This window comes from Wenyingzhuangia gilva (assembly GCF_030519655.1).
Lineage (GTDB): Bacteria > Bacteroidota > Bacteroidia > Flavobacteriales > Flavobacteriaceae > Wenyingzhuangia > Wenyingzhuangia gilva.
In genome coordinates this window covers 36842-50478 of sequence record NZ_JAUMIT010000008.1, presented here as the reverse complement: position 1 = coordinate 50478, position 13637 = coordinate 36842, and the positions used below count along the sequence as shown (strand labels likewise).

Here is a 13637-nt window from a genome sequence, read left to right as displayed (position 1 = left end):
AATAATTAATATTTTGAACCCTTTTTTTTATGTTTTGTACTATCTAAAATTATTTACTAATATATCAATACTTTTTCTACTCTTACTTCTCCTGTCTTTGTGTCTATTGTTTTAACAAAATAGATACCCTCTAGATTTTCGTTTTTTTCAACATCTCCTGATGATTTATATATTTTAAAATCAACTTCTTTTGACAAAACAATTTTTTTATTTTCAACAACAATTTTAGATTTAGAGGTTACTTCTTCACAGTCACTAGCACTAAATACACCTGAATTTTCTACAAACGTAGTCCACTCAGAAACACTAAACATTACGTCATCTACTTTTACACAGTTTAGCCTTGGATTATTTAAAATTCTAAACTCATCATCTGGTACTCGACTATTAAACTCATTCTTAAACTTAACTTTTTCTAATAAGTTATCACTTAAATTTAACTTCAACAAACACTTATTTTTATCTAAATCTAGAGTACCTTCTAAAAAATTATATTGTAAATGTAAAACGACTAGGTTTAAAGCCTTACTAACATCTATACTTCTTAATCTATTTGACTTTGCATATAATTCTGTCAACTTTTTCTTTTCACCTAAAATCAACTCTTCTAACACATTCCCTTTTACTTCAATCAAGATTAAATCTTCGTTTTCTGTAAGATCTAAAGTGATAAGATTGTTTTCTCTTAAAACTAACTTAGTCAACAATAAATTAGATTTTAAATCGATACTTGTAATTGCGTTTTTACCCGCATACAATTCTTCTAACAACCCTAAGTTTGTTAGGTCTAGTGACGACAATTTATTATTTGATACATCTAAAACTCTTATTAAAGTGTTTTTAGAAAGATCAATTGTTGAAAATGCATTTCCTGAAGCATGAAACTCTTCTAAAGATGTAAATAGCTCAATCCCGGTTACATACTTAATTCCTTTATCAGTAATATCTAACTTCTTAAGGTTTTTTATTTCTGAAGTAGGATGAATTACACCATCAACTTTATCATCTAAACCAATAGATACTAAATACTCTTCTAGTGTATTAAACACTACTGGAGCATCTCTAGTGATTAAACAATCTGTTGTTAATGTTAAATTATTATTACAAAGGCTAATAACTTCTAATTTTCTATGGTTATCTAAGTTTAAAACTCCTGATAAATTATTATCATTTAAATACAGCTCTACTAAATTCAACACACCTGATACATCAATTTTTGTTAAATTATTGTATTGTGCATACAAGTACTTTAAATTAATATTAGTTCCTAGTTTTAAGGTTGTTAACAAACCTGCATTATACTGAACTTCTAGTAAAGTTAACAATGTATTAGCGCTAACATCTAAGTTTGAAATTTTATTATATTTTAAAACAAGATGTGTCAACATAGCATTGTTATTTATATCAATACTAGTTAATTCATTAGCTGCTGCATGTAATTCTTTTAACTTTAATAAGGTTGAAACATCTATATCAGATAAGTGATTATCATTAACACTTAAAATCTCTAAATTTATATTTTTCGTTAAATCAATATTTGTTAGCTCATTACCATTAAGATATAAAGTTCTTAAACCAGTTAAATACTCTATACCGCTTAAATCTCTCATATTCATATTAGACAAATCTAAATTTTCAATAAGAGCCAATTCGGTAGTAGGTTTAATAACTCCATCTACCACATCATCATATCCTTTACGAACTAAGTAAGATTCAAACGTTTTATAAAGTCCTTTACAGTCTTCACTTACGCAGTCACTTACATCTGTGTCTGTATCACAGACATCTCCAATCCCATCATTATCAGCATCTTCCTGATTTGGATTTGGTGTATTCACGCAGTTGTCTACTGAATCTGGAACTCCGTCATTATCAGTATCTTTTTCAGATGTTCCACTACAGTCTAAGACCTTCTCAAATTCTGCAACAGTAAATGAAGCTATCTGAGTATAATTATTCCCTGCTTTTGCTAAAAAATCTTGATCTTGAAGAGCAGACAAAGTATATGTCATGGTAAAAGAACCTTTTTTTCCACCACCAATTCCGTTTACATTATCTAATTTAAATCCGTCAAAAGGATCATTATTTCCTAAAGACAACTCAATGTTTCCTGAAACACTGCCTGAAACTGAATTCCAAATAACATCAGAGAAAGTATTAGAATTATTTACTTCAACTGAGAAATGACTTAATTCTTTACAACTTGGCCCTGAACAACCATCATGAGAAACTTCTATTTGTATTGTGTAAGTTCCGTTACTATTATGAGTTACTTTGTTTATTCTAGTAGAAAAACCCCCTCCGTTTTCTTTATATGCTGTTTTGCAACTATCATCACCATCACCTCCTGATGCTGGAACTTCTTCCTTTACAATTTTGTTTTCAAACAAGTGATGATGTAATTCACCGTTGCTCATGATAAATGATTTCACAATAACTTGTCCATCAATATTTGATGATGAATTTTTAGTGAAATCAGCCTTAGGAGCAAAAATTGTCCCTTTAACTGTTCTTCCGTTATTTGTAAACTCTAATGAAGTTGTGTTGTAAAAATTAAATAGAATAAAATCTCCTTCTTGATCTCCAATACCATTGAAATTAAACATTTCTGTACTAAAAGATCCTAAAGCATCAACATTTACAACTACGGGCTTAGTGCTTGAAGGTTTCCCTCCTTCAAACTGTAATGCTTGCAAACTATTAAGAACGTCACCTGTAGTATTGATAACATTCACTCCGTCTTGAAGAGTAACCTTACCAGTACCGTGTGCAATATTTATAGTTCCTGTTGCTGTCATTTGTGAAAGTTGAACAGCATGAGACTCAAACTTTGAAAAAGCATCATCAAAATCAATCAATCCACCTCTGTGAACAGAAGAAGCTGATTGCTTTACATTAAGAATAATTTTAGGATTAGTGTCTATATTTGTACTACTTTTATTTATTCTTGTATTGATTTTTTGAGAAGGATTATTAGGCATTATGTCATGAATAAATATTCCACTATCATTACCTATTTTTAAAAAAGTATTGCTGTTAATATTAATATCACCACCAACAGTACCAAAAAGAACTTTACCATCAACATAAAGCCCCACCTGGGTAGCTTCTCCATTAGCTCCATCTACATATCCTCCACTTATATTGTGTGCAAAACTATAATTGTTATTGAAAATTACATCTCCTCCTATGGCTCCTGTTCCTTCACAATGTCCGCCATTTAAAACAGCATCTCCTTTCACAAACAAATCAAAGCCTTGAGCTAGTGATGTAGGGCTAACTTGACTAAACCCTATTTGAATTATAAACACACTAAAAAACAAAAAAAGGTTATTCATAGTAATTTTAATCATGATATTTTTAATCATTTTAATTCGACATCAAAAGTATATTATAAACAAACAATAAAATAACAATTATCATTTTTTTAAACACCCAATATATATTTATTAACATTTGTTATCACCAAAAACCATAAAACTAAATTACAAATACTTATATCTTACTATTTAAACTTTTATTAAGCACATTAAAATCTATATTGCACAAGGATTTTAATAAATTTGCAGCGTAACTTTTCAGAAAACAAAATATGTCTAAAAAAGATATCAGAGCACTTACCAAGGATCAATTAAGAGACTTTTTTGTTTCTCAAGGAGATAAAGCCTTTAGAGGAAATCAGGTTTACGAATGGTTATGGAGTAAATCTGCTCACAATTTTGAAGACATGACCAATCTTTCTAAACAAACTAGAGAGCAATTAGAAGAAAATTTTGTCATTAACCATATTAAGGTAGACAACATGCAACGCAGTAAAGACGGTACTGTAAAAAATGCTGTAAAACTTCACGATGGCTTAGTGGTAGAATCTGTATTAATTCCTACTGACTCTAGAACCACCGCTTGTGTATCTAGTCAAGTAGGTTGTAGTTTAGATTGTGAATTTTGTGCTACAGCTCGTTTAAAAAGAATGAGAAACTTAAATGCTGATGAAATTTACGATCAAGTGGCAGCCATCAATCAAGAAAGTTTGCATTACTATAATCATAAGCTTTCCAATATTGTGTATATGGGAATGGGGGAACCATTGATGAACTACAACAATGTAATGAAATCCATCGAAATGATTACTAGTGAAGAAGGTTTAGGAATGTCTCCAAAACGAATCACAGTTTCTACTTCTGGATTACCCAAAATGATTAAAAAACTAGCCGATGATGAAGTAAAATTTAACTTAGCCGTTTCTTTGCATTCTGCCATTGAAGAGACTAGAAATAAAATCATGCCTTTTTCTAAAAACTTTCCGTTAACAGACTTACGAGAATCTTTAGAGTATTGGTACGCAAAAACACAAAGTAGAATTACCTATGAATATGTAGTTTGGCGAGATATAAATGACAAACAGGAAGATATCAATGCTTTGATAAAATTCTGTTCTTACGTTCCTTGTAAAGTAAATTTAATAGAATATAATCCTATTGATGACGGAAAGTATCAACAAGCGAGCAATAAAGCTATTGATGACTATGTTTACTCTTTAGAAAAAAACGGAATTGTAGTGAACGTTCGTAGATCTAGAGGAAAAGACATTGATGCTGCTTGTGGACAGTTGGCGAATAAAAGCTAATTTTAAATCCTGTTAAAACTCACAAATCACTAACATTCGTTTATTTACAATACTATAAATTGTGTTGTGAAAATATTTTTATACATTCGCATTAGATAAACTTTGGGGGTGTCTTTTTACAAAAAAGACTGAGAGTTACCCTTTGAACCTGAATAAGTTAGAACTTACGTAGGGAAAAGTGAGGTCACAGACCTCTTTTGTTATTATTGTAGCAACGCAATTCTTCGCGTACTATCTTAATCAAGTTTAAGCAGAATCCTTCTGCAAAGGTTATCGCCCAAATATTTTGAACAATGATAACCATAAAAGTAAACAATCAATTCAAAGAAATTTCAGAAAACAGTTCTGTTGCTCATTTGTTACATCAATTAGCGCAACCCGAACATGGAATTGCTGTGGCCATTAATCAAAAAATCATCACTAAATCTAATTGGGAAAGTCAATTTCTAAACCAAGGAGACGATGTTTTAATTATACAAGCTACACAGGGAGGGTAAACTCAATTAGCAATCAATCAATTACGAATTAACAATTATACGTAGCTACGATAAGTCCTTATACTTTCTACCTACTACCAAATACCACAATAAAAATGAAAAACAAAGACACTGCACCAAAAGAAGGACAAATTACAAGAAAACCTTTTCCAAATTCTAAAAAGATTTACGTGCCAGGAAAAATCCATCCACAAATTAAAGTGGCAATGCGTGAAATTTCTTTAGCGGACACAACAGATTCGATGACCAAAAAGAAAACACCAAACGAGCCAGTTACTGTGTATGATACTTCTGGACCTTATACAGATCCTAACAAAGAAATAAACGTACATAACGGAATTGAAAGAATTAGAGAACAGTGGATTTTAGATCGTGGAGATGTAGAAGAACTAGACTCTTTTACTTCTAAATATTGTAACGAGCGTTTAAACGATAAAAGTTTAGACCATATGCGTTTTGATTTAAAACACAAACCAAAACGTGCTAAAAAAGGGAAAAATGTAACTCAGTTACACTACGCTAAACAAGGAATTATTACTCCAGAAATGGAATACATCGCCATTCGTGAAAACCAACGAATTGACGAAATGACCGAAATTAGAAAACAACACAAAGGAGAACATTTTGGAGCAGCCATTCCAGAAAAAATTACGGCTGAATTTGTTCGTGAAGAAGTGGCTAGAGGTCGTGCTGTAATTCCTTCAAACATCAACCACCCAGAAGCAGAACCTATGATTTTAGGTAGAAATTTCTTAGTAAAAATAAACGCAAACATTGGAAACTCTGCTACTACATCGTCTATAGAAGAAGAAGTAGAGAAAGCTGTATGGGCTTGTCGTTGGGGAGCAGACAATATTATGGATTTATCTACCGGACAAAACATTCATGAAACTCGTGAATGGATTATCCGTAACTCTCCAGTGCCTGTGGGTACCGTACCCATTTATCAAGCCTTAGAAAAAGTAAACGGAGTAGCTGAAGACCTAACATGGGAAATTTTCCGTGATACCCTAATTGAGCAAGCAGAACAAGGGGTAGATTATTTTACCATTCACGCAGGAGTTTTATTGCGCTACGTACCTATGACAGCTAATCGTGTTACAGGAATTGTATCTCGTGGAGGATCTATTATGGCAAAATGGTGTTTGGCACATCATAAAGAAAGTTTCTTGTACACGCATTTTGAAGAAATTTGTGAAATCTTAAAACAATACGATGTTGCTTTTTCTTTAGGAGATGGTTTACGTCCGGGTTCTGTAGCCGATGCCAATGATGAAGCTCAGTTTGCTGAATTAGAAACTTTAGGAGAATTAACTCAAATTGCTCGTAAGCACGAAGTACAATGTTTTATTGAAGGACCAGGTCACGTACCAATGCACATGATTAAAGAAAATATGGAGAAACAAATTGAAGTTTGTGATGAAGCTCCATTCTACACACTAGGACCTTTAACTACTGATATTGCTCCAGGTTACGATCACATTACATCAGGTATTGGTGCCGCTATGATTGGTTGGTACGGATGTGCAATGTTGTGTTACGTAACTCCAAAAGAACACTTAGGATTGCCTAACAAAGAAGATGTTCGTGTAGGAGTGGTTACTTATAAATTAGCGGCTCATGCTGCCGATTTGGCCAAAGGACACCCAGGGGCACAACACAGAGATAATGCATTGAGTATGGCTCGTTTTGAATTCCGCTGGGAAGATCAGTTTAATTTAGGGTTAGACCCAGAACGCGCGTTGGAATATCATGATGAAACTTTGCCTGCAGATGGTGCAAAAGTGGCACATTTTTGTTCTATGTGTGGACCAAAATTCTGTTCTATGAAAATTTCTCAAGAAGTACGTGATTTTGCTGCCGAGAATGATATTGACGAAAACAATGAAGTATTCCAAAAAGGAATGGAAGAAAAATCTCAAGAATTTAAAGAAAAAGGATCAGAGGTTTACCTTTAAAATAATTAGGAAGTTCCCCCGAACAAGTTTCGGGGTCGGGCTTTCGGCACTCGCTTTTTAAAACTACAATCTCGACCCCGCTCGATCACCGTTTTAAAAGAGCTCAAACAAAGCCTCAATCCCTAACTCATTCAAATGATTTCAAGTAATTTTGATGGACAACAAAACACATGCAAATGATAATTTTAATAGCTCCAGAAAATGATATTCCTAACGAAATTGAAATATTACATCAGTTATTTCAACAAGGATTGGAATATTATCATTTAAGAAAACCTGATAAGAATTACCATGGACATTGTGAGTATTTAAATCAAATTGATAAACAATATCACAACCGAATTGTAGTCCATTATTTTCATGAATTGGTGAATGAATACAACCTAAAAGGAGTTCATTTTCAAGAACAAAAAAGAAAAGATCATTTAGACACTCCTACCGATTATTTTGTAAAACTGAATAATATGTATGGAAAAACTATTAGTAGTTCTTTTCACGAACCTGAGGAGCTTAAAAACTGTACTTTTGAATTTGATTATCATTTATTAAGTCCAGTATTTTCTTCTATCTCTAAACAAGGATATAAAGGAAGAGGGTTTGATGTAAACCATATTGACAAAACCATTATCGGAATGGGAGGAGTGACTCCTGATAATTTAGAAAACTTTACCAAATTAGGTTTTAAAGGAGTGGGTGTTCTAGGAGGAATTTGGAATAGTGAAAACCCAGTAGAGGCTTTTAAAAAAATGAATAGTCACTTCGAGTGATTTTGAGGAACGAAAAATAGTATCGAGAAGAAATTTCCCAAAACTAGTTCTCGGTACATTTCAATTCGCCCACTCATTAAAACACTTGAACAGACAAAAAGCAAATGAAAGAATATAAATACATTTTAACAATTGCCGGCCACGATCCCTCAGGAGGTGCTGGAATTACTTCAGATATTAAAACATTTGAAGCACATGGTTTTTATGGCCTGTCCGTTTGTACAGCTATTACCATTCAGAACGACATCGATTTTAAAGATTGTATATGGACAGATCCTAAAGTAATTCTTTCGCAAATTGAAACTTTATTCGAACGTTTTGAAATTTCTATCGTTAAAATCGGAATCATCCAATCTTGGGCAACACTGTTGCTTATTTTAAACAAATTACACGCCCTGAATTCAGAGGTTAAAATTGTATTAGATCCAATAATAAAAGCCACTGCTGGTTTTGATTTTCACTCACAAGAGAGTCAAGATTTACTGGATGAAATTTGGGAAAAATGTTACATTATCACTCCAAATTATAATGAAATTCAACTTCTCTATCCACACCTAGATATTGAAGAAACATTAGAGCATATTGCTAGTAAAACAAACATCTATTTAAAAGGGGGGCACAGAACAGATAAAAAAGGCTGGGATGAATTGTATCATAGCGGAATTGTAATGGTAAATATTCCTCCAAATGCAACTAAAATTTCAGAAAAACACGGAAGCGGTTGTGTACTATCTTCGTCTCTAGCTTGTAATATTGCATCAGAATTAGATTTAGAAGACACTTGTAAAGCTGCTAAATATTACACAGAACAATTTTTAAATAGTAACGAGTCTCTTTTAGGCACGCATACCAAAATTCACAAAGAAGAAATATAGCATGACCATCAATAAACTACATTATATATCACAAGGAGCAAGTCCAAAAGAGCATTTAGAAAATATTCAAAATGCTTGTCAGTCTGGTGCTGAATTGGTGCAATTACGCTTAAAAAATCTATCCGATAAAAAGATTTTAAAAACAGCTTTAGAAGCTAGAGAAATTACCAATCATTTTCAAACTCGTTTGATTATAAACGATCATTATAAAATTGCGAAAGAAGTAAAAGCAGATGGTGTACACTTAGGAAAATCGGATACTTGCCCAACTGAAGCAAGGAAATATTTATACACTTGGCAAATTATTGGAGGAACCGCAAATACACTTGAAGATTGCAAAACCTTAATTAACAAAGAAATTGATTATATCGGTTTAGGACCTTTTAGATTCACTACTACCAAAGAAAATTTAAGTCCTGTTTTAGGCTTAGATGGATATTCTTTAATTATTCAGGAATTAAAAACCGAAACACCCATTATTGCCATTGGTGGTATCACAGAAAATGACATCCCTGAACTTTTAAAAACAGGGATCTCTGGTATTGCCATGTCAGGAGAAATTACTCGTGATTTTAATAAAATTAGAACTTTCAACAAACTTTTACAAGCAGGTAATAGTGAAGAACAAAAATACGATATCAACAACATTTAAGAAATCAAAATGAACGATATACTCAATATAGCAGGCAAAAAATTCAACTCAAGACTTTTTACCGGAACAGGAAAATTTAGCTCAAACAAATTAATGTCTGAAGCTATTTTAGCATCAGAAAGCGAACTAGTAACTGTTGCTCTAAAAAGAGTTGATGTAGAGAATGAACAAGATAAAATGTTACAAAGCATAACCAAACCTCATGTAAATCTACTTCCCAACACCTCTGGAGTTAGAAATGCAAAAGAAGCCGTTTTTGCTGCGCAATTGGCTCGAGAAGCTTTGGGAACCAATTGGATTAAATTAGAAATTCATCCAGATCCTAAATATTTATTACCCGATCCTATTGAAACGTTAAAAGCTACCGAAGAATTAGTAAAACTAGGCTTTATAGTCATGCCATACATTCACGCTGATCCTGTATTATGTAAAAGACTAGAAGATGTAGGGGCACAATGCGTAATGCCTTTAGGAGCTCCCATAGGAACCAATAAAGGAATTAAAACCGTTGATTTTCTAGAAATTATTATAGAACAAAGTAATGTTCCTGTTATTGTTGATGCTGGAATTGGAAGCCCATCACACGCAGCTTATGCTATGGAATTAGGTGCTGATGCTGTGTTGGTAAATACTGCCATTGCAGTTTCTCAAAATCCAGTTCAAATGGCAATTGCTTTTAAAATGGCTGTGGAAGCGGGTAGAATGGCATATAACGCAAAATTAGCCAGCATAAAAAAACATGCAGAAGCGAGTAGTCCTTTAACCAGTTTTTTGAACTAGAATTTAGAACCAAGAATATAGAAACTAGGTTTTAACAAAACCCTAACTTCTATATTCTACATTCTTAGAAACATGAACAAAACATTTCAAAACCTATTCGACACCTACAACTGGGATGATACTTTAGCAAGCATCAATGCAAAAACTGCTCAAGATGTTGAATATGCTTTATCCAAAACCAAAAGAGATTTAGAGGATTTTAAAGCCTTCATATCACCTGCTGCAGCTCCCTATTTAGAACAAATGGCTCATTTGAGTAAGATGACTACCAAAAAACGTTTTGGAAATACCATTCAGATGTATGTACCGATGTATTTGTCTAACGAATGTCAAAACATTTGTACCTATTGTGGATTTAGTATGACTAATAAAATTCCTCGTAGAACTTTAACAGATGATGAAATTCTAAAAGAAGTTGCTTTTTTAAAAGCCAAAGGATATGATCATATTTTGTTGGTGACTGGAGAAGCAAATAAAACTGTTGGAGTTCCTTACATCAAACATGCAATTGAGTTGATTAGAGATCAATTTGCTAATATCAGTATGGAAGTGCAACCATTAGACCAACATGAATACGAAGAATTAATTGAAGCCAACTTATACGCAGTTTTAGTATATCAAGAAACTTATCATAGAGACGAATATAAAAAACATCATCCAAAAGGAAAAAAGTCTAATTTTGACTACAGATTGGATACTGCTGACAGGTTAGGTAAAGCAGGAGTTCATAAAATTGGAATTGGTGCTTTATTTGGGTTAGAAGACTGGAGAGCTGATAGCTTTTTTACTGCTTTACATCTTAAATATTTACAAAAAACCTATTGGAAAACAAAATACTCCATCTCTTTCCCTAGATTGAGACCTCACTCAGGAGGTTTGGAACCAAAAGTAGAAATGACTGACAAAAACTTGGTACAAACCATTTGTGCTTTTAGATTGTTAGATGAAGATGTAGAGCTATCCATGAGTACACGTGAGAGTGAGGTTTTTAGAAACAATATTGTACATTTAGGAATCACTTCTTTAAGTGCAGAATCTAAAACAAATCCGGGTGGATATGTAGTAGAACCTCAATCTTTGGAACAGTTTGAAATTTCTGATGAACGCTCTACAGAACTCATTGCTGAAATGTTAAAACAAAGTGGATTAGAACCTGTTTGGAAAGATTGGGAAGCGTTTAATTAGTATTAAGTATTAAGTAATGAGTACTAAGAACAGTAGCTACTCAATACTTTGTACTTTGTACTCAATACTTTGTACTTGTGAAACTAAACAACAACGAAAAAATATTATACAGCCGTCATTTATTATTAAATGAAATTGGATTAGAGGGACAAGAAAAAATAAAATCAGCTAACGTTTTAGTGATTGGAGCTGGAGGATTGGGCTGTCCTATTATTCAATATTTAACCGCTGCAGGAGTAGGAACCATTGGTATTGTTGATGGAGACACTGTGGATGTTACCAATCTACAACGTCAAATATTATTTACCGTTGATGACATTGGAAAATCCAAAGCTAGAGCGGCCGCGAATAGGATGAAACAATTAAATCCTTATGTGAAATTTAATATTTACGATTTCTTTTTAAGTAAGGATAATGCGATCGACTTATTTTATCAATATGATATTATTGTAGACGGTTCCGATAATTTTCAAACGAGATATCTCTGTAACGATGCTTCAGTAATAAGCAACAAACCTTTGGTTTTTGGATCTATCTTTAAGTTTGAGGGCCAAGTTTCCGTATTTAACTACAACAACGGTCCAACTTATAGATGTTTGTATCCTACTCCCCCAAAACAAGGTTCCGTTCCTTCTTGTTCAGAAATTGGCGTATTAGGAATTTTACCAGGAATTATAGGTAGCTACCAAGCCAATGAAGTCATCAAAATCATTTGTGATACTGGAGAAGTATTATCAGGAAAATTATTAACAATCAATACGCTCAACAATCAAAATTTTGTTTTAAGCTTTGAAAAAAATGAAGACATTAAAATTACTGAATTAATTGACTACGATTTCTTTTGTGGTATTGAAACGCTAGAAAATGAGATTGATTTTTCAGGACTTAATGATGATTCGTATGAACTGATTGACATCAGAACTTCTTTAGAAAGAGAAATCAAAAACATAGGCGGAAAACATATCCCTGAATCTGAAATCAGAAGTAATCCAGCTCTTTTAAATTCTTCTAAAAAAATCGTGCTGTATTGTGAAACAGGAAACAGAAGTAAACAATTAATTAAAGATTTAAGCTTAAAAATATATTCGTTAAAAGGAGGAATAAAAAAGGTATCACTTAAGTGATGCCTTTTTTATATTTCTGATAAGGGAGTAAACCCTCCTATTCTCTTTTTTTGATGAATTTTATCTTTAGGCAAAAACAATGATAATTTTTCAACTATTTCTAACTTAGCTTTATCATCAAAATGATTAGCATATAGATTTTTATTTCCCGAATCATCCACATATTCAATAAAAATTGGATAATAAATACTTGTCGTACCGAACTTCCTTGAAAATGGCTTTAAAGTATTTTTTCTAACTTTAGGAGTCCCTCCAGTTCTAATTCTAACCACATTTTGATTACAATCTATAGAAATATCATGATATAAAACTTTAGACTTATAATCTTCTGTTAAAAAATAACCGCTATATTCCTCAAAAACATCTGTCAAAACAATTTTTTCAACCTGTTCCCACGAAATTATAAGAGGTTTTTGGTCAGACAGAATTGCTAAAATTCCTTCTTCATTAAATAACACATATTTTCTCTTAGATACAAATGAAAATAAACTCATAACTCAAATAAATTTATATATAATATTATTTGAATTATATACGTTAAAAAATAAGCTATGGTTTTATTTTTATTATATATACCGTATTTATAATGTGTTAATTGATATTCATAAAAAAAGCATCACAAATGTGATGCTTTTTTTATATTTCTGATAAGGGAGTAAACCCTTCAACTTTATTTTTTTGATGAATTTTATCTTTGGCTAAAAACGATGATAATTTTTTGACTGTTTCTAACTTCGCTCCGTCATCATAGTGGTTGGCATATAATTTTTTATTTCCCAAATCATCAACATATTCAATAAAAATTGGATAATAAATACTCGTCGTACCAAACTTCCTTGAGAATGGTCTTGACGTATTTTTTCTAACTTTTGGAGTTCCTCCTGTTCGAATTCTCACTACGTTTTGATTACAATCTATAGAAATATCATCATATAAAGCTTTAGACTTATAATCTTCTGTTAAAAAATAACCACTATACTCCTCAAAAGTATCAAGCAAAATTATTTTTTTTATGACACTCCACTTAATTACAACCTCTTTACCATCAGATAAAGTAGCAAACACACCACTTTTATCAAAAGATAAATTTTTCTTTTTTCTTAATTTAGCAAACAACTTCTTCATTCTGCAAATATATGCATTATTCATGTTTTATCATCACTTTAGTTATA

General features: G+C 32.2%; 12 protein-coding genes and 1 riboswitch. Of the genes, 9 read left to right on the top strand and 3 right to left on the bottom strand.

The genetic code is table 11. The annotated features are described in order from the left end of the window. Positions 1-56: 56 nt before the first annotated feature. Positions 57-3338, bottom strand: a complete 3282-nt coding sequence (locus tag QVZ41_RS13355; protein WP_302885135.1) for a collagen-binding domain-containing protein — start codon at positions 3336-3338, stop codon at positions 57-59. Between the two features lie 254 nt (positions 3339-3592). Between QVZ41_RS13355 and rlmN the strand changes: the two genes are divergently transcribed. The 9 genes from rlmN (at position 3593) to QVZ41_RS13310 (ending at position 12465) form a co-directional block, all read left to right on the top strand. Next, positions 3593-4627: a dual-specificity RNA methyltransferase RlmN gene (rlmN, locus tag QVZ41_RS13350; protein ID WP_302885134.1), complete on the top strand. Its 1035-nt coding sequence runs from the start codon at positions 3593-3595 to the stop codon at positions 4625-4627. A gap of 94 nt (positions 4628-4721) precedes the next feature. Beyond that, a riboswitch (TPP riboswitch) is annotated at positions 4722-4819 on the top strand. 101 nt (positions 4820-4920) lie between these two features. After that, positions 4921-5124 carry a sulfur carrier protein ThiS gene (gene thiS, locus QVZ41_RS13345; RefSeq protein ID WP_302885133.1) on the top strand — a complete coding sequence of 68 codons (204 nt, stop codon included), beginning with the start codon at positions 4921-4923 and terminating at the stop codon, positions 5122-5124. A gap of 95 nt (positions 5125-5219) precedes the next feature. Then, entirely contained in the window at positions 5220-7082 is a 1863-nt protein-coding gene (thiC, locus tag QVZ41_RS13340) for a phosphomethylpyrimidine synthase ThiC (protein ID WP_302885132.1), read from the top strand. A gap of 176 nt (positions 7083-7258) precedes the next feature. After that, on the top strand, positions 7259-7849 hold the full coding sequence (locus tag QVZ41_RS13335) for a thiamine phosphate synthase (RefSeq protein WP_302885131.1): 591 nt from the start codon (positions 7259-7261) through the stop codon (positions 7847-7849). Positions 7850-7953: 104 nt separating this feature from the next. After that, positions 7954-8724: a hydroxymethylpyrimidine/phosphomethylpyrimidine kinase gene (locus QVZ41_RS13330; protein ID WP_302885130.1), complete on the top strand. Its 771-nt coding sequence runs from the start codon at positions 7954-7956 to the stop codon at positions 8722-8724. A gap of 1 nt (position 8725) precedes the next feature. Next, on the top strand, positions 8726-9376 hold the full coding sequence (gene thiE, locus QVZ41_RS13325) for a thiamine phosphate synthase (RefSeq protein WP_302885129.1): 651 nt from the start codon (positions 8726-8728) through the stop codon (positions 9374-9376). Positions 9377-9385: 9 nt separating this feature from the next. Then, positions 9386-10156 carry a thiazole synthase gene (locus QVZ41_RS13320; RefSeq protein ID WP_302885128.1) on the top strand — a complete coding sequence of 257 codons (771 nt, stop codon included), beginning with the start codon at positions 9386-9388 and terminating at the stop codon, positions 10154-10156. A 72-nt stretch (positions 10157-10228) separates the two neighbouring features. Further along, complete coding sequence (gene thiH, locus QVZ41_RS13315) at positions 10229-11341, top strand: 2-iminoacetate synthase ThiH (RefSeq protein ID WP_302885127.1); 1113 nt, start codon at positions 10229-10231, stop codon at positions 11339-11341. A 77-nt stretch (positions 11342-11418) separates the two neighbouring features. Next, on the top strand, positions 11419-12465 hold the full coding sequence (locus tag QVZ41_RS13310; protein WP_302885126.1) for a ThiF family adenylyltransferase: 1047 nt from the start codon (positions 11419-11421) through the stop codon (positions 12463-12465). A gap of 8 nt (positions 12466-12473) precedes the next feature. Here the strand turns inward: QVZ41_RS13310 and QVZ41_RS13305 are convergent, their stop codons facing one another. Beyond that, on the bottom strand, positions 12474-12959 hold the full coding sequence (locus QVZ41_RS13305) for a hypothetical protein (protein ID WP_302885125.1): 486 nt from the start codon (positions 12957-12959) through the stop codon (positions 12474-12476). Positions 12960-13101: 142 nt separating this feature from the next. Next, positions 13102-13614, bottom strand: a complete 513-nt coding sequence (locus tag QVZ41_RS13300) for a hypothetical protein (RefSeq protein WP_302885124.1) — start codon at positions 13612-13614, stop codon at positions 13102-13104. Between the last annotated feature and the right edge of the window lie 23 nt (positions 13615-13637).